General features: G+C 72.8%; 18 protein-coding genes. 5 read left to right on the forward strand and 13 right to left on the reverse strand.

What is annotated here, in order from left to right:
- The first annotated feature begins 28 nt into the window (after positions 1–28).
- The 3 genes from G7072_RS10390 (at position 29) to lpdA (ending at position 3,213) form a co-directional block, all read left to right on the forward strand.
- A complete protein-coding gene (locus tag G7072_RS10390; RefSeq protein WP_166086084.1) occupies positions 29–775 on the forward strand; it encodes a phosphoadenylyl-sulfate reductase in 747 nt (248 codons plus the stop codon).
- Between the two features lie 114 nt (positions 776–889).
- The gene (locus G7072_RS10395) at positions 890–1,633 is read left to right on the forward strand and encodes a CbiX/SirB N-terminal domain-containing protein (RefSeq protein WP_166086086.1); all 744 of its coding nucleotides are present in this window, start codon (positions 890–892) and stop codon (positions 1,631–1,633) included.
- A gap of 185 nt (positions 1,634–1,818) precedes the next feature.
- Positions 1,819–3,213, forward strand: a complete 1,395-nt coding sequence (gene lpdA / locus G7072_RS10400) for a dihydrolipoyl dehydrogenase (protein WP_166086088.1) — start codon at positions 1,819–1,821, stop codon at positions 3,211–3,213.
- A 95-nt stretch (positions 3,214–3,308) separates the two neighbouring features.
- Here lpdA and G7072_RS10405 read toward each other — a convergent pair whose 3' ends face one another.
- From G7072_RS10405 to G7072_RS19770, 5 genes are all read right to left on the reverse strand, one after another.
- Positions 3,309–3,728 (reverse strand): hypothetical protein, encoded by a 420-nt coding sequence (locus G7072_RS10405; RefSeq protein ID WP_166086090.1) that lies wholly within the window; start codon positions 3,726–3,728, stop codon positions 3,309–3,311.
- Positions 3,729–3,769: 41 nt separating this feature from the next.
- The gene (locus tag G7072_RS10410; RefSeq protein WP_166086092.1) at positions 3,770–4,438 is read right to left on the reverse strand and encodes a class F sortase; all 669 of its coding nucleotides are present in this window, start codon (positions 4,436–4,438) and stop codon (positions 3,770–3,772) included.
- Complete coding sequence (locus G7072_RS10415) at positions 4,431–5,501, reverse strand: hypothetical protein (RefSeq protein ID WP_166086094.1); 1,071 nt, start codon at positions 5,499–5,501, stop codon at positions 4,431–4,433. The genes G7072_RS10410 and G7072_RS10415 overlap by 8 nt, the downstream gene beginning before the upstream one ends.
- 105 nt (positions 5,502–5,606) lie before the next feature.
- Positions 5,607–6,029 carry a DUF3037 domain-containing protein gene (locus G7072_RS19765; protein ID WP_206063074.1) on the reverse strand — a complete coding sequence of 141 codons (423 nt, stop codon included), beginning with the start codon at positions 6,027–6,029 and terminating at the stop codon, positions 5,607–5,609.
- Entirely contained in the window at positions 6,026–6,793 is a 768-nt protein-coding gene (locus G7072_RS19770; protein ID WP_206063075.1) for a HipA family kinase, read from the reverse strand. Before G7072_RS19770 ends, G7072_RS19765 begins: the two co-directional genes overlap by 4 nt.
- Positions 6,794–6,940: 147 nt before the next feature.
- On the opposite strand from G7072_RS19770, the gene egtB reads away from it, so the two are divergent.
- Together egtB and egtD are read left to right on the forward strand one after the other, a co-directional pair.
- Positions 6,941–8,290: an ergothioneine biosynthesis protein EgtB gene (egtB, locus tag G7072_RS10425; RefSeq protein ID WP_166086096.1), complete on the forward strand. Its 1,350-nt coding sequence runs from the start codon at positions 6,941–6,943 to the stop codon at positions 8,288–8,290.
- Positions 8,287–9,267, forward strand: a complete 981-nt coding sequence (gene egtD / locus G7072_RS10430) for an L-histidine N(alpha)-methyltransferase (RefSeq protein ID WP_166086098.1) — start codon at positions 8,287–8,289, stop codon at positions 9,265–9,267. The genes egtB and egtD overlap by 4 nt, the downstream gene beginning before the upstream one ends.
- Before the next feature lie 108 nt (positions 9,268–9,375).
- Here egtD and G7072_RS10435 read toward each other — a convergent pair whose 3' ends face one another.
- The 8 genes from G7072_RS10435 to G7072_RS10470 form a co-directional block, all read right to left on the reverse strand.
- The gene (locus tag G7072_RS10435; RefSeq protein WP_166086100.1) at positions 9,376–10,467 is read right to left on the reverse strand and encodes a 1-acyl-sn-glycerol-3-phosphate acyltransferase; all 1,092 of its coding nucleotides are present in this window, start codon (positions 10,465–10,467) and stop codon (positions 9,376–9,378) included.
- Between the two features lie 14 nt (positions 10,468–10,481).
- Positions 10,482–11,306 carry a patatin-like phospholipase family protein gene (locus G7072_RS10440; protein WP_166086102.1) on the reverse strand — a complete coding sequence of 275 codons (825 nt, stop codon included), beginning with the start codon at positions 11,304–11,306 and terminating at the stop codon, positions 10,482–10,484.
- Positions 11,307–11,331: 25 nt separating this feature from the next.
- Positions 11,332–12,087 carry a glucose 1-dehydrogenase gene (locus tag G7072_RS10445; protein WP_166086105.1) on the reverse strand — a complete coding sequence of 252 codons (756 nt, stop codon included), beginning with the start codon at positions 12,085–12,087 and terminating at the stop codon, positions 11,332–11,334.
- A gap of 4 nt (positions 12,088–12,091) precedes the next feature.
- Positions 12,092–13,012 (reverse strand): 3-oxoacyl-ACP reductase, encoded by a 921-nt coding sequence (locus G7072_RS10450; RefSeq protein ID WP_240916867.1) that lies wholly within the window; start codon positions 13,010–13,012, stop codon positions 12,092–12,094.
- Positions 13,009–13,200 carry a ferredoxin gene (locus G7072_RS10455; protein WP_166086107.1) on the reverse strand — a complete coding sequence of 64 codons (192 nt, stop codon included), beginning with the start codon at positions 13,198–13,200 and terminating at the stop codon, positions 13,009–13,011. Before G7072_RS10455 ends, G7072_RS10450 begins: the two co-directional genes overlap by 4 nt.
- Positions 13,197–13,700, reverse strand: a complete 504-nt coding sequence (locus G7072_RS10460; RefSeq protein WP_240916869.1) for a pyridoxamine 5'-phosphate oxidase family protein — start codon at positions 13,698–13,700, stop codon at positions 13,197–13,199. Before G7072_RS10460 ends, G7072_RS10455 begins: the two co-directional genes overlap by 4 nt.
- 3 nt (positions 13,701–13,703) lie before the next feature.
- Complete coding sequence (locus G7072_RS10465; protein ID WP_166086109.1) at positions 13,704–14,708, reverse strand: NAD(P)/FAD-dependent oxidoreductase; 1,005 nt, start codon at positions 14,706–14,708, stop codon at positions 13,704–13,706.
- A gap of 127 nt (positions 14,709–14,835) precedes the next feature.
- Positions 14,836–15,780 (reverse strand): FAD-dependent oxidoreductase, encoded by a 945-nt coding sequence (locus tag G7072_RS10470; RefSeq protein WP_166086111.1) that lies wholly within the window; start codon positions 15,778–15,780, stop codon positions 14,836–14,838.
- Positions 15,781–15,823: the final 43 nt, after the last annotated feature.

The following is a 15,823-nucleotide window of genomic DNA, read 5'->3' on the forward strand; positions in this document are numbered from 1 at the left end:
ACCCGACGTCCGAACGGAAGGTCGAGCCATGACCGCCGCCACCGCCTCCAAGGCGTTCCGTGCCCGCGGCACCGCCACCGAGGGTCGCTCCGAGTCCGAGCTGCGGGACCTGGTGCGCATCGCCGGCACCGAGCTCGAGCTCGCCCCGGCCGAGGACATCATCGAGTGGGCCGTGGCGACCTTCGGGTCCCGCTTCTGCATCACCTCCTCCATGGGCGACGCCGTGCTGGCCCACCTGGCCTCGAAGGTCGCCCCGGGGGTCGACGTGGTGTTCCTCGACACCGGCTACCACTTCGCCGAGACCATCGGCACCCGCGACGCCGTGGCCGCCACGCTCGACGTCAAGCTGCTGTCGATCACCCCGAAGCAGACGGTGGCCGAGCAGGACGCCGAGCACGGCAAGGACCTCTTCGCCCGCGACCCCGACCTGTGCTGCGCGCTGCGCAAGGTGCAGCCGCTCAACGAGTCGCTGAGCCACTACGACGCCTGGGCCACCGGCCTGCGTCGCGCCGAGACCCGCAACCGCGTGATCGCGCCTGTCATCGGCTGGGACGCCAAGAAGGGCAAGGTCAAGGTCTCCCCGCTCGCCCGCTGGGACGACGCCCAGGTGGAGACCTACATCGCCGAGAACGGCGTGCTGGTCAACCCGCTGCAGTACGACGGCTACCCCTCGATCGGCTGCGCCCCCTGCACCCGTCGCGTCGCCCCCGGCGAGGACCCGCGCGCGGGCCGCTGGTCGGGCACCGGCAAGACGGAGTGCGGCATTCACGTCTGACCCTTCCCCACGACCCGACCCACCCCCGCGGCAGCGCCGCCGACGGGACACCACCGAGCAGGACCCCAGCAGCACCCGGCCCCGCCGGGACAGAACGGACAGGAGGCTGAGCCCATGACCGCACCGGCCCTGGTGGCTCTCGCCCATGGCAGCCGCGACCCCCGATCCGCCGCCACCGTGCGCGACCTCGTCCGCGAGGTCCGCGCGATGCGCCCCGACCTGCGCATCGAGGCGGCGTTCCTGGAGCTGTCCAAGCCCGAGTTCGGCACCGTCGTCGACCGGCTGGTCAAGGCCGGCCACGACGAGATCGTGGTCGTGCCCCTCCTCCTCAGCGAGGCCTACCACGCCAAGATCGACGTCCCCAGCGTCGTGGCGGCCGCCGCGGCACGTCACGAAGGCCTGCAGATCCGCACCACGAACGTGCTCGGCCTGGAGACCTCCTTCCTCGGCGTGCTGGACCGTCGGCTGCGCGAGGCGCTGGCCGTCTCGCGGGTCCGCGAGCTCGACGCGCTCGTGCTCGCCGCGGCCGGCACCTCCGACGCGCTCGCCACCCAGTCGATCAACCGGCTGGCACGCGTGTGGGGCGCCCAGCACCGGCTGCCCGTGATCACCGCCTTCGCTTCCGCGACCCCGCCGGCCGCCGGCGAGGCCGTGCGCCTGTTCCGCGGCCAGGGCCGGCGCCACATCGCGGTGGGGTCGCTGTTCCTCGCCCCCGGCTTCCTGCACGACCGCGTCACCGAGCTGTCCTTCGAAGCCGGTGCCGTCGCGGTGTCGCAGCCGTTCGGCGCCGACGAGGAGGTCGCCCGCACCGTGCTGGCGCGCTACGCGGTCGGAGCCGTCGAGCTCGTTCCCGTCTGACGGTCTCCCACGGTATGTAGGCAAGCCGGCACTCCCCATGGCGTCCGTGCCATGGGGAGTGCCGGTTTGCCATGGGGTGCCTGCCGCGGGCGGGCTCCGCGGCGGAAGCCGCCCTCGGTGCTCTGCCCGTCCGGGGTTGCCATCCACTTCACGCCGCCCCCCGGTCTCGGACTAGGCTCGTCCCCATGAGCCAGCACTTCGATGTCCTCGTCCTCGGCGCCGGACCCGGCGGCTACGTCGCTGCCATCCGCGCCTCGCAGCTCGGCCTGAAGGCCGCCGTGATCGAGAAGAAGTACTGGGGTGGTGTCTGCCTCAACGTGGGCTGCATCCCCAGCAAGGCGCTGCTGCGCAACGCCGAGCTCGCCCACATCCTCCAGCACGAGAAGAAGCTGTTCGGCATCGAGGGCGACGCCACCATGTCGTACGGCGTCACGCACGCCCGGAGCCGCAAGGTCTCCGACGGCATCGTCAAGGGCGTGCACTACCTGATGAAGAAGAACAAGATCACCGAGATCGACGGCTGGGGCACCTTCGTCGACGCCACGACCATCTCGGTCGACGACGGCGAGGGCAACACCGAGGAGATCACCGGCGACACGATCATCATCGCCACCGGTGCCACCACCCGGCTGATCCCCGGCACCGAGCTCTCCGAGCGCGTCGTGACCTACGAGGAGCAGATCCTCGACGAGGACCTCCCCGGAAGCATCGTGATCGCCGGCTCCGGCGCCATCGGCGTCGAGTTCGCCTACGTCATGAAGAACTTCGGCGTCGACGTGACCATCGTGGAGTTCCTCGACCGCATGGTCCCGACCGAGGACGAGGAGGTCTCCAAGGAGCTCGCCAAGCACTACAAGAAGCTCGGCGTGAAGGTCCTCACCGGCACCAAGGTCGAGTCGATCGACGACTCCGGCGACAAGGTGAAGGTGACCGTCTCCAAGGACGGCAAGGAGGAGGTCATCGAGACCGACAAGGTCCTCCAGGCCATCGGCTTCGCGCCGCGGCTCGACGGCTACGGCCTCGACAAGACCGGCGTCGAGACGACCGAGCGCGGCGCCATCGCGGTCGATGAGCGAGGCCGCACCAACGTCGAGAACGTCTACGCCATCGGCGACGTCACCGGCAAGCTCATGCTGGCCCACACCGCCGAGGCCATGGGCGTGGTCGCCGCCGAGACGATCGCCGGCGCGGAGACCGTCGAGATCGACTTCGACATGATCCCGCGCGCGACGTACTGCCAGCCGCAGATCGCCTCCTTCGGCTACAGCGAGGCGCAGGCCAAGGAGAAGGGGTACGACGTCAAGGTCGCGAAGTTCCCGTTCTCGGCCAACGGCAAGGCGCAGGGGCTCGGCGACGGGGCCGGCTTCGTCAAGATCGTGGCCGACGCGACGTACAACGAGATCATCGGCGCCCACCTCATCGGGCCCGACGTCACCGAGCTGCTCCCCGCGCTGACGCTGGCGCAGAAGTGGGACCTCACCGCCGACGAGGTCGCCCGCAACGTCTTCGCCCACCCGACGCTGTCCGAGGCCGTCAAGGAGGCCGTCGAGGGCATCGCCGGGCACATGATCAACCTCTGACCCGGGCGCGCATTTCGTTCAAAAGAACGTTCAGAACCCCCTCCCAGTGTCTCGGGAGGGGGTTCTGAACGTTCTTTTGAACGAAATCTGTGCGCTCAGGTGGTGGGGATGACCTGCTCGGAGATCGCGGCGCCGTCGACGACGAGCAGGGCCTTCCACACCGGCCACTCGGCGGCGACGCCGACGATCTCGGCGGGGAAACGGGCGGTCACGTGGTCGTCCTCGACGGTGGCGTCGGTGCGGACGTCCTGCTGACGGCCGTCGGCGGCGACGAACTGTCGCGCGGTGCCGTCGGGTCCCCCGGTGCGCTCGTGACACAGCACGACCCGCTCGGAGCCCTCCTCGTCGTCGATCGTGACGACCCACGCCACCGTCGTCCCGGCGAGCGTGCCGTCCCACGTGATGTCGAAGACGACGATGCCGCCGCCGACGGTCCGCCCGCACTCGCGGATCCGGGCCTCGCCGGAGCCGTCCGTCGTGCCGCCGTCGCCCGTGCTCGTGTCGTCAGCCGCCATGTGCAGAACGCTATCCCGGCCGCCCTGCACCGTCCGCGCTCTCAGCGGGGTGTCGCGGTGACGACCACGTTGGACAGGTAGCGCTCGCCGTCCCAGTCCTCGCACGTCACGACCACGAGCCGTCCCGGCACCTCCTGGCTGAAGAGCCGCTCCGCCTGCTGCGTGACGGCGCCCTTGGCGAACACCTCGACGTCGCTGACGCGGTAGTCGACCTGCCCGCGGCGCGTGGAGACGACGATGTCGTCGCCGACCTCCAGCGTCTCCAGCTGGTCGAGCGCGCCCTCGCCGGAGTGCACGGTGTGCCCCGTGACCAGGGCGCTGCCGCGCCGGGCGCCCGGCTCGGCGCCCTCCGACCACCACCCCAGGGTCTGGGCGTCGCTGGGAGGCACGAGGACGTCGCCGTCGGTCCGCACCGCGGCCACCGGGGCGTCCACGCCGAGCGCGGGGATCGCCAGCCGGCGTGGTGAGGAGGGGGTGACGCGGCCGGCGGGCGGGTCGGGCAGCTCGACGGCCTCGGCCTGCGGCCCGGGGGCTGCGTCGGGGTCGACCACGGCGACGGCCTCGGTCAGGGCCGCCTCCTGCGCCTCGCCGGACTGGCCGAACCACAGGTAGCCGCCGCCACCGAGGAGCGCCAGCCCGGCGAGCGCGGGCAGGAGGCCGCGGCCCCGTCGCCGGGGTCCGCGGTCCCGCCCGTGAGCTGGGTCAGCCATGGGCCCGGGTACGGCGTGCGTACCAGAGCAGGGCGCCTCCGACGGCGGCGACCAGGAGGCCGATGAGGGAGCCGCGCGCGATGTCGCTCCCCGTCGCACCGGCGTCGACCGAGGTCGGGGTGTCGCTCTCCCCGCTGGTGGTCACGTCCTGCGAGACCCCGGACCGCGACGCCGTGCCGGCGCCGTCGGCGCTGTCGCTGCCGGCCCCGGAGACCGAGCCGCTCTCGCTGCCCGAGCCCTCCGACCCCTCGCCCGGGCCCTCGACAGAGCCGTTCTCCTCACCGTCCGGGGGCGCGAGCGAGCTGGTGCCGGAGTCCTCGCAGTCCTCCACCCAGAAGACCTTGTGCTTGACGTCGGAACCGTTGCTGCGCGGGGTGTTGACGGTCAGCTTGACGTGGTAGCCCTGCTGCGGGTGCGGCGCGCCGTCGAACGAGAGCGTGTAGGCCTGCACCCCGTCGGGGTCCTGCCCGGCGCCGCTCGCGGGGTCCTCGCCGACGAACACCTCGCCCGGCCCGTTCACCGTCAGCCCCACGTCGCCGGTCGGCGCCTGCATCGCGAAGGAGACCCGGGACACGACGTCCGCGCCCTCGTCGAAGCCGTACCACTCGACCTGGAAGTCGCAGCCGGGGTGCGGGGAGTTGTTGGGGATGCCGTCCATCTCGCCGAGCGGCGCGATCTTCACCGTGCCGTTGTTGCCGGGGGGCGAGCCCTGGGCCGAGCCGCCTCCGGAGGCGCCGGAGCCCTCGGTGTCGGCGGAGCCGCCGGCTTCCGACCCGTCTGACGCCGACCCACCCGACGCCGATCCGCCCGACGCACCGGGCGAGCCCTGGGAGCCCTGGCCGGCGGACGGCTTCGGGCCGTTGTCGTGGCCCTTCGCCTTCGCCTTGCCCTGGGGCTCGTCGGCCTGCGGCGCCGCGTTGCGGCTGCTGGGCCCGTCGCCCGAGCCGTTGCCCTGGTTGCCCGGGGCGGCGACGGCCGTGCCGGCCGCACCGCTGAGGGCCACGAGGGCCAGGGCGCTGGTGGCGGCCACGCGGCGCACCGTGGGCGTGATGGATGCGTGCATGAGAGTCCCCTCGACGTCCCGAGCGGGTGGGCCCCCCATGGGCCACCCGGTGACTCACATAGTTCTCATTTCGGACACACCTGAAACATGCCGTGTCACATGGGATCAGCGGACCAGCACGTGCACCAGCCGCTCGAGCTCGCCCGCGGCGTCGAGCGTCGTGCCGCCGTGGATCGGCCCCGGTCGGACGACGGTGCTGCGCGGGGCGCTGAGGAAGCCGAACCGCGCTCCCAGGACCGTGCCCCCGGACCGGTCGTCACGCACCAGGGCGGGCACGTGGGCCTCCCCGCGGCACACCGCCTCGGCCGCGGCCAGGGCGGACTGCACCGCCCCCACCTCGAGAGTCGGCGCCAGGGCCGCGAGGCGAGCGGCCTCGACGTGGCCCGCGCACCCGAGGAACCCCTGGTCCTCGCAGTAGAGGACCACGCCGACGTTGACGAACTCCTCACGGTCCGCACGCGGCACGCACCGCAGCACGACGTACTGGTAGCCGCGCCGCGCGCCGACCTCGGGGGTCGCGGTGCTCATCGCGCCTCCCCCAACCAGGCGCGGCCGCCGTCGAGCCGGGCGCGCAGGAAGGTGACGTACGCCGCCCGCACGGCGTCGGCGTCGGCGTCGGGAACCGGGCCGAGCCACTCCTCGGGGACCCGGGCGACCACGTCGCGCAGCAGCTCGTCGGTGACCAGGGGCGCGAGCTCCGCGTCGGCCTCCGGGAGCCCGGCGACGTGGCGCACCAGGACGTGGTCGTCGAGTCGGTAGGGCTGGACCGCGAACCGCTCGGGCGAGGTGAGACCGCCCGCCCACGAGTGGTGGAAGTACAGCGCCGCCCCGTGGTCGATGGCCCACAGCCGCCGGTGCCAGACCAGCAGGTTGGGGTTGCGCCACGAGCGGTCCACGTTGGCGGTCAGCGCGTCGAGCCACAGGATCCGGGCCGCCTCGACCGGGTCCGGCTCCGTGCCGGCGTCGTAGCCGAACGCGCCGGGCAGGAAGTCGATGCCGAGGTTGAGCCCGAGGCTGGCGGTGAGCAGGTCCTGGACCTCCTCGTCGGCCTCGTAGCGGGCGATCGGCGCCTCGAGCTCCAGCGCCACCAGCTCCGGGGTGCGGATGCCGAGGGCCCGGGCCAGCTCCCCCACGACGACCTCGGCCACGAGCACCTTCGGGCCCTGGCCGGCGCCGCGGAACTTGCAGACGTAGGTGCCGAGGTCGTCGGCCTCGACGATCCCCGGGAGGGAGCCGCCCTCCCGCAGCGGGACGACGTACCGGGTGGCGCGGACGCGCCGCAACGTGCTCACGGCCCCGACCCTCTCACGGGTGAACTCCGGGTGACGGCTCCGTCGGGGTCCTGGACCTGTCGGTGCGGCTGCCTAGACTCGAAGGCACCGTCAGGTGGACGTCGGCGAGCTCGGTCGTCGACGTCGCGAACCGAGGAGGCCCGGACCATGACGAGCACGATCTCCCGCCCACCCTCCGCCCCGGACGCGTCCTGGGACGCCGACGCGCTGCGGACCCGCTTCGACGAGGTCCGCGGGCACACCGAGGCCCTGGCGGCTCCCCTGAGCCCCGAGGACCAGACGGTGCAGTCGATGGCCGACGTCTCACCCACGAAGTGGCACCGCGCCCACGTGACGTGGTTCTTCGAGACGTTCCTGCTCGCCGAGCAGGAGCCGGACTTCGCGCCGTTCGAGGACCGCTACTGGTTCCTCTTCAACAGCTACTACGAGGCGCTCGGTCCGCGCTACGCCCGGGCCCAGCGCGGCGCGGTCAGCCGGCCCGGTGCCCACGACGTGGGTCTCTACCGCGGCAACGTCGACGACCGCGTGCGGGACCTGCTGGCGCGCGCCGACGGCGGCACCGTCGAGCGGATCGCCGCCACCGTCGAGCTCGGCTTCCACCACGAGCAGCAGCACCAGGAGCTGCTGCTCATGGACATCAAGCACGTGCTCTCGCTCAACCCCCTCCAACCGGTGTACGCCGGACGGCCCAGCGCGACCTGTGCGACCGACACCCTGGGGTGGGTCGACGTCGAGGGCGGCCTGGTCGAGATCGGTCACCGCGGCGACGGGTTCTCCTTCGACAACGAGCTGCCGCCGCACCGCACCTGGCTCGAGCCCTACCGGCTGGCCGACCGGCTGGTGACCAACGGGGAGTGGCTGGAGTTCATGACCGACGGCGGCTACCGCCGGGCCGACCTCTGGCTGTCCGACGGCTGGGGCAAGGTCAACGGCGAGGGCTGGTCCGCGCCGTTCTACTGGTCGGAGCAGAACGGCACCTGGTTCGAGCACACCCTCAACGGCACGTGGCCGGTGAACCCCGGCCTGCCGGTGGGCCACGTCAGCTACTACGAGGCCGACGCGTTCGCCACCTGGGCCGGCAAGCGGCTCCCGACCGAGGCCGAGTGGGAGCACGCCGTCCGCGAGGACGGGCAGGACCAGGCCGTCGTCGGCAACCTCGCCGACACCACCACGTTCCACCCCCGAGCGGCGGCGTCGGCACCCGACGCAGCCGCGGGCCCCGGCGCCGGACGGCTCCGGCAGGTCCACGGGGACTGCTGGGAGTGGACCTCGTCGGCCTACCTCCCCTACCCAGGCTTCCACCCCGCCGAGGGGGCCATCGGGGAGTACAACGGAAAGTTCATGAGCAACCAGATGGTGCTCCGTGGGGGCTGCGCCCTCACCCCGCCGGGCCACGCCCGTGCGACGTACCGCAACTTCTTCCCGCCGCCCGCCCGCTGGGCGCTGTCGGGCGTCCGCCTGGCCGACGGCGGCACGCCGAGCCGAGCGGCCCGATGAGCGCCGTGCTGCCACCGGTCGTGTCGGTGCACCTGCCCAGCGACTGGGCCGCCAGCGGCCTGGTCGACGACGTCCGTCGCGGCCTCGGGTCACGCCCGCTGCGGCTCCCGCCCAAGTGGTTGTACGACGACGAGGGCTCGCGCCTGTTCGACGAGATCACGCGCCTCGAGGAGTACTACCCCACCGAGGCGGAGCGCGCGATCCTCCGGCTCCACGCCGACGCGATCGTCGCCGCCAGCGACGCCACCACGCTCGTCGAGCTCGGCAGCGGCACGAGCGACAAGACCCGGCTCCTGCTCGACGCCTTCACCCGGGCCGGCCGGCTGCGCACCTTCGTGCCCGTCGACGTCTCGGAGCAGACGCTGCGCGACGCCGCCGACGAGGTCGCCGCGGAGTACCCCGGCGTCCGGGTCGAGGCGCTCGTCGGCGACTTCACGCTCCACCTCGGGCACCTCCCGACCGGCGGCCCGAAGATGGTCGCCTTCCTCGGCGGCACGATCGGCAACCTCTACGTCGAGGAGCGGGCGGCGTTCCTCGGGGCGCTCGCCGACTCGTTGGAGGCCGGTGACTGGCTGCTGCTCGGCACCGACCTGGTCAAGAGCACGGACCGCCTGGTCGCGGCGTACGACGACGCCTCCGGGGTCACCGAGGCGTTCGTGACCAACTGCCTGCACGTGCTCAACCGGGAGCTCGGCGCCGACTTCGACGTCGAGGCGTTCACCTACGTCGCGTTCTGGGACCCGGCGATGGAGCGGATGGACCTGCGGCTGCGCGCGGACATGCCCCAGACGGTCACGGTTCCCGGCGCCGACCTCACCGTGGACCTCGCCGGCGGCGAGGAGATCCGGGTCGAGATCTCGACGAAGTTCCGCCCCGGGACGCTGCGTTCCGAGCTCGGCGAGGCGGGCTTCGAGGTGGTCGAGATCTTCACCGACCCGCCCGGCGACTTCGCGCTCACCCTCGCCCGGCTGACCTGAAGGGCCCCCTCGGTGGTCGAGCTCGACCACCGCATGGGTCACCGGGTCTCGACAACGGTCGCTGCGCGACCTGCTCCTCGGATCGAGCTCGTCGAGATCGACCAGCGGTCAGTCGGCCCGGCGGCGGGCCTCGTCGGCGACGTCCTGGTGCGGGCGGCGGCCGAGGCGGCCGAAGGGGTCGATGGGGCCGAGGTCGGTCGGCTTGTGCTCCTCGACCCAGTGGTCGATGTCCTCCCACCAGCGGTAGAGCCAGTCGATCTGCGCGTCGCGGCCCGACGGGATCTCCTCGCGCGGCACCCGCCACCAGCGGGTGGTGATCTCCTTGTCCATCGGCAGCTCGCGCCACACGTCCCCGACCGTCAGCACGTGGTCGAGGCCGGTGTGGGCCACGAGCAGCACGTCCGTGTCGGGCGAGGCCTCGAGCGCCGCCAGGAAGCCACCCGGTCGCGGGGCCAGCACGTTGCGCATCCCCTCCGCCCGGTCGGCCATGTGGTGGAAGCCGCGCTCACGGAGCTTCGCGATGGCGCGCTCACGGCGCTTGGGGGTGAAGTTGCCGCCCTCCGGGAAGATCACGAAGGCGTCGTCGTCGTCGAGGTCGGTGGCGAGGTGAGCGATGTGCTCCTCGACGTCGTCGCCGGGACCACCGGAGATGAAGCGGTTGGGGATGCGGTTGAGCAGCGTGTCGACCATCGGGTCCCAGGCGAGGGTGTCCTTGAGGACGACGCGGGGCTCACGGTCGTACCAGTGCATCAGGGCGTACATCAGCACCAGCGAGTCACCGGGACCGGCGTGCCGCGAGCACACGAGCAGCGGCGAGCCGGGATGCGCGTCCGGGGCGGGGCCCTGGGTGGTGATCTTGAGCCGCAGCACCCGTCGCGCCTCGCGGAAGAGCGTGACGAGGTACCACCGCGCCAGCAGGTAGTGCCGTCGCTCGAACCACGGGGCGCGGATCCTCCAGCCGCACCCGGACATCAGCCAGAGCACGAGCAGCGCGAGCAGCACCGTGGTCTCGAGCACGAGCTGCACGGTCGCGATCCACAGCAGCCGGATCGGGCGCCACCGGCCCTGGCTGAACGGCGAGACGACGGCGGCCACCAGCAGCGAGACCGGCAGCAGGGCCAGGAACACGACGGTGAGCGCGACCACGAGCGCGGCGCCGACGGTGCGTCGCACCAGGCGGAACCACCACGAGGCCGTCACGGACCCCAGACCCGTCACAGCTCTGCCTCCAGGTAGGCGCGCGAGGCGTCGTACGCCCGGTCGATGCGGTCCCGCACCGCGGAGAAGCTGCGGTAGGCCAGCAGCGCGTCGTCACGGGCCGAGCCGCCACCGGTGGGCAGGACGTACGCCGTGACGCCGTCGGGGAGCTCGGCCATCTCGCGGTGGAACCGGTGGCGCCGGGCGATCTCGAAGGACACCCGCGCCACCTCCCACGGACGTCGTGGGTTCGTCAGCGGCCGCTCGATCCGGCCGACCTGGAGCACGAACACGCGGTCCGCGCCCTGCTGCACCGCTCGGGCCACCGGGATCGAGTTCACGATGCCGCCGTCGAGGTAGTGCTCGGAGCCGACGCGGGCGGGGGCCAGCAGGCCCGGGACGGCGGCGGAGGCGACCACCGCGTCGACCACCCGGCCGGAGGTGAACCAGTGCTCGGCCGCCCGCTCGATGCTGGCGGCGCAGCACTGGAACGGGATCGCGAGGTCGTCGAAGGTGCGGTCCCCGAGCTCGGCGTGGATGCGGCGGCGCAGGGGCTCGCTGGAGTGCAGGTGGGTCCCGGTGCGGACGGCCCGGCGCACCTGGCGGATGACGCCGTCGGAGTAGATCTCTCCCCCGGCCGCAGTCTGCCACAGCTCCACGAGCCGCTCGACGACCTCCGGGCCGGGGTAGGCGGCGACCATCGATCCGTTGAGGGCGCCCACGCTGGTGCCGAGGATGACGTCGGGCCAGACGTCGGCCTCGATGAGGGCGCGCAGCATGCCGACCTCGGCGGCGCCCAGCACCCCGCCGCCTCCGAGCACGAACGCCGTCGTCCCCGTCATGGGCCCCACGCTAGTGGGCGGGGCCTCAGCCGCCGAACGCGTGGGTGGCGGTGGCCCCGCCGTCGGCGACGAACTCGGCGCCGGTGGAGAACGAGCTCTCCTCGCTGGCGAGGAAGACGTACATCGGCGCGATGGTCTCGGGCGTGCCCACACGCCGCAGGGCGACCCGCTTGGCGGCCCAGGCCATGCCCTCGTCGCCGGCCATGCTGCGCGTCATGTTGGTGTCGACCATGCCGGGGTGGACCGAGTTGACCCGGATGTTGGAGGGCCCCAGCTCCATGGCCGCGGCCTTCGTCATGCCGCGCACGGCGAACTTCGTGCCGGTGTAGGCGACCAGCGACGGCATCCCGCCGAGGCCCTCCACGGAGGAGCAGTTGACGATGGAGCCGCCACCGGCGGTCTTCATCACCGGGGCCACGGTCTTCATGCCGAGGAAGCAGCCGACCATGTTGACGCTGATCAGCCGCTGGAACTCCGCCAGCTCCATGGTGGGCAGCTCGGCGAAGGTCAGCACCCCGGCGTTGTTGACGAGCACGGTGACCGGGCCGAAGGCGCGCACGGTCTCCTCGACGACCGCCTTCCAGCTGTCCTCGTCGGAGACGTCGTGGTGGACGTAGATCGCGTCGGGGCCGAGCTCGTCGGCCAGCGCCTTGCCCAGGTCGTCGGCGATGTCGGCCAGCGCCACCTTCGCACCCTCGGCGACGTAGGCGCGCGCGATGGCCGCCCCCTGCCCCTGCGCCGCCCCGGTGACGATCGCGACCTTGCCTGCCAGTCGACCCATGTGCTCAGACCTCCAGTTTCATGACGCTGTCCGCGGCGAAGCAGACCGCGGGGTCGCGGTCCTCGAAGTAGCTCCCGACCTGCGTGTCGAGGTCGGCCAGGTCCCAGGTCGCGCCGGCGGCGTCGAACCGCTGCTCCACGACCGGCGCCGCCAGCAGGGCCACCATCCCGCCGTACACGACGAAGACCTGGCCGTTGATGCGCGCCGCCGCCGGCGAGGCGAGGTAGGCCACCAGCGGCGCGACGTGCGCCGGCGACAGCGGGTCCACCTCCGCGCCCGACTCGTCGGCGCCGAAGACCCCGGCCGTCATGGCGGTGCGCGCCCGCGGGCAGATGGCGTTGGCGGTGACACCCATGCGGCCCAGGCCCCGGGCCTCCGAGAGCGTCAGCGCGGTGATGCCGGCCTTGGCGGCGGCGTAGTTCGGCTGGCCCGGGGAGCCGGACAGGAAGGCCTCCGACGAGGTGTTGACGATGCGGCCGTGGACCGGCTCGCCGGTCGACTTCGCCAGGCCCCGCCAGTACGCCGCTGCGTTGCGCGAGAGCAGGAAGTGGCCGCGCAGGTGGATGCGCAGCACCGTGTCCCACTCCTCGTCGGCCATGTTGAACAGCATCCGGTCGCGCGTGACCCCGGCGTTGTTGACCACGACGTCGAGGCGACCCAGGTCGTCGACCGTGGCCGCCATCAGGGCGTCCGCCGTCGACCGCTCCCCCACGTCGCCGGGCACCACCCGGGCCTCCGCCCCGGTCGCGCGGATGGCCTCGGCGGCCTCGTCGGCGGCACCGGGCAGGTCGTTGAGCACGACCGTCGCCCCCGCGGCGGCCAGGGCCTCGGCCTCGGCCCGCCCCAGGCCCGCGCCGGCACCGGTCACCACCGCGACCCGGCCGTCGAGCCTCGTCCCCCCGTCCTGCGCCATCGTCCCGGTCACTCCACGATCGACAGCGCGGCCCGCGGGCAGGCCGCCACGGCCTGGCGCACCTGCTGCTCGTTGTCCGGCCTCACCTCGTCGTCGAGGACCTGCAGGTAGTCGTCGTCGTCGAGCTCGAACGTGTCCGGGGCGAGCGCCGTGCAGAGCGCGTTGGCCTCGCACAGGTCGAAATCGGCCTTGACCTTCATCGGGTTCCTCCTCCGGGGAGCTGCTGCATCTTGCTGTGGTCCCAGCTGGCTGTTCTTGTCGGGGTGACAACGATGGCGACGCGTTTGCGCACCTGCGCCTCGACGATGTCGCGGCCCAGGTCACCGAGGTCCTCGCCGCCGGCCATGGCGGTGACGACGGCGCTGCCGATCTCACGGATGCGTTCCTGGTCGCGGACGATCTCGGCCGTGCCCTGGATCGAGACGCCGGCGAGCTCGCCGTACTCCTCGCCGGTCTCGACGAGGCAGGTGAGGCGGTCGTCGCGCTCGAGGTTCTTGACCTTCTGCGAGGTGGCGTAGGTCCAGAACGCGATGCGTCCCTCGTGGACGACGTAGAACAGCGTCGTCAGGTGGGGCCACCCGTGGGGGCCGTTGCTGGCGACCTGCACCTTGATCGAGCGGGTGAGGTAGGCCGCGACCTCGTCGTCGCTCATGGCGACGGCCGAGCGACCGGCGGCGCGGGGCGGTGTCGCGTCGGGCACCGCTCAGCCCTCCGAGGAGTGGCCGGGGAACAGGTGGGCGTCCGGGTCGAGCACGACGGCGGCGTTGTTGACCGCGGTCGCGGCCTCGCCGAAGCCGACGGCGATGAGCCGCACCTTGCCGGGGTAGTCGGTGATGTCGCCGGCGGCGAAGACCCGCGGCAGGTTCGTCCGGGTGGCGGAGTCGACGACGATGTGGCGCTTGTTGACCTCCAGGCCCCACTCCTGGATGGGTCCGAGGTCGGCGACGAAGCCGAGCGCGGCGACGACGGCCTGGCAGGGCAGGGTGCGGGTCTCGTGCGTCTTCACGTCCTCGACCTCGACGCTCTCCAGCGCGCCGTCGCCGACCAGGCGCGTGACGTTCGCGTTGGTCAGGATGCGGGTGTCGCTCGCCTCGACCTTGGTGACCGTGGCCTGGTGGGCCCGGAACTTCTCCCGCCGGTGCACCAGCGTGACGGACGCGGCCACCGACTGCAGCGCGAGGGCCCAGTCGAAGGCGCTGTCGCCGCCGCCGACGATGACGACGTCCTTGCCGGCGTACTCGGCGAACGACGGCACGAAGAAGGCGACCCCGCCGTGGGTCCAGCCCTCTGCTGCGGGCAGCGGCCGGGGCGTGAACTTGCCGATGCCGGCGGTGATGATGACTGCGCCGGCGACCACCGTGGTGCCGTCGTCGAGACCGATGCGCACCTGGCCCGCGGCCTCGTCCGGCTCGAGCGTCGCGGCCGTGCGGTCGAGGAGGTACGTCGGCTTGGCCGTCGCGGCCTGCTCGACGAGACCCTCGACGAGGGCCTTGCCCTTGACGACCGGGAAGCCGGCGACGTCGAGGATGTCCTTCTCCGGGTACATCGCCGTGATCTGGCCGCCGAGCTCCGGCAGCGAGTCGACCACGGCGACCGAGAGGCCGCGGAAGCCTGCGTAGTAGGCGGTGTAGAGGCCGACCGGGCCGGCGCCCACGATCAGCACGTCGACGACGTGGTGCCCGATGTCGTTGCCGACTGCCTCGGTCATCGCTGCCTCCTCACCGGTCCGCAGCGGCCGGTAACCTAGAACGTGTTCTACTTTAGCCGAGTGGGCCGCTTCTTCCTACCACGGGGTGCCGGTCGTCGGGCCGGACGCGACGCACCCGGGGCGGCGATCAGGCGAACCGGGCGACCAGCGCCTCGCCGAGCTCCCGCCCGGACAGGAAGGCGCTCTCCACCTTGGCGGTCGCCGACCACGCGTCGCCGCAGACACCGAGGCCGTCGTCGAGCAGGAAGGTGCGCTCCCTGCTGCCGGTCGGCTTGGCGAAGGTCCACCGGTTCACCTCGGTGTGCCGGGGCTCGTCGAGGTCCAGGACCGCGCGGAGCTCGGCCACCAGCGCCGGCCCGGCCGCGGCGGGGTCCTCGAGGTGGCCCCGGGCCAGGTCGGGGGTGGAGTGGGCGACGAGCACCGGGGCTCCGTCGCCGCGACGGCGTCCGTCGTCGGCGACCCAGCCGAGGACGTCGCTGCCGTTGACGAACGCGCCGTCGAGGTCCCACGTGCGCTCGTCCCAGACCGCCGTCAGCGCCAGGATCGGCTCGAAGGGGTCGTCGAGCTGCTCCGCGACGTCGGCGAGACCCGGTCCGAGGAGCCGTCGGGCCTGCGGGTCGGGCATGGCCAGCACCACCGCGGGGGCGGAGACGTCGTCCACCCGGAGCCCGCCGTCGACGCGGTCCACCCGCGTCACGGTGGCCGTCCGGACCTTGAGCCCCGCCGCCTCGTGCTCGACCAGCGAGCGCAGCCCCTGCGGGGCGCCCCACCGCAGCGGGCCCGGCTTCGGCTGCCAGGCGCCGTCCTCGTCGCGGGCGTCGAAGGTGTCCGTCCACGGCCGGGCCAGCCCCGCGTCACGCCACCGGTCGACGACGGCCGCGAAGCGGTCGTCGGCGACGGTGAGGTACGACGCGCCGAGGTCGACCCGCCGACCCTCGACGAGCCGGCTCGCCATCCGGCCCCCGGGCTTCCGGCTGCGCTCGAGCACCGTCACCGGCAGCCCGGCGGCCGCCACGGCGCGGGCACAGGTCACCCCGGACAGTCCGGCTCCCACCACGACGATCGGCTCCACGTCACTCCTCGCTCGTTCCCCGGGCTCCCGGGGCGGGAGCCGG

The organism is Nocardioides sp. HDW12B (genome assembly GCF_011299595.1).
GTDB lineage: Bacteria > Actinomycetota > Actinomycetes > Propionibacteriales > Nocardioidaceae > Marmoricola_A.

Coding starts and splice junctions, on each gene's coding strand:
- G7072_RS10455 (WP_166086107.1), bottom strand. CDS start 13,200: ATGAAGGTCAAGGCCGATTTCGACCTGTGCGAGGCCAACGCGCTCTGC.
- lpdA (WP_166086088.1), top strand. CDS start 1,819: ATGAGCCAGCACTTCGATGTCCTCGTCCTCGGCGCCGGACCCGGCGGC.
- G7072_RS10440 (WP_166086102.1), bottom strand. CDS start 11,306: ATGACGGGGACGACGGCGTTCGTGCTCGGAGGCGGCGGGGTGCTGGGC.
- G7072_RS10390 (WP_166086084.1), top strand. CDS start 29: ATGACCGCCGCCACCGCCTCCAAGGCGTTCCGTGCCCGCGGCACCGCC.
- G7072_RS10415 (WP_166086094.1), bottom strand. CDS start 5,501: ATGCACGCATCCATCACGCCCACGGTGCGCCGCGTGGCCGCCACCAGC.
- G7072_RS10395 (WP_166086086.1), top strand. CDS start 890: ATGACCGCACCGGCCCTGGTGGCTCTCGCCCATGGCAGCCGCGACCCC.
- egtD (WP_166086098.1), top strand. CDS start 8,287: ATGAGCGCCGTGCTGCCACCGGTCGTGTCGGTGCACCTGCCCAGCGAC.
- egtB (WP_166086096.1), top strand. CDS start 6,941: ATGACGAGCACGATCTCCCGCCCACCCTCCGCCCCGGACGCGTCCTGG.
- G7072_RS10465 (WP_166086109.1), bottom strand. CDS start 14,708: ATGACCGAGGCAGTCGGCAACGACATCGGGCACCACGTCGTCGACGTG.
- G7072_RS10405 (WP_166086090.1), bottom strand. CDS start 3,728: ATGGCGGCTGACGACACGAGCACGGGCGACGGCGGCACGACGGACGGC.
- G7072_RS19765 (WP_206063074.1), bottom strand. CDS start 6,029: ATGAGCACCGCGACCCCCGAGGTCGGCGCGCGGCGCGGCTACCAGTAC.
- G7072_RS10410 (WP_166086092.1), bottom strand. CDS start 4,438: ATGGCTGACCCAGCTCACGGGCGGGACCGCGGACCCCGGCGACGGGGC.
- G7072_RS10445 (WP_166086105.1), bottom strand. CDS start 12,087: ATGGGTCGACTGGCAGGCAAGGTCGCGATCGTCACCGGGGCGGCGCAG.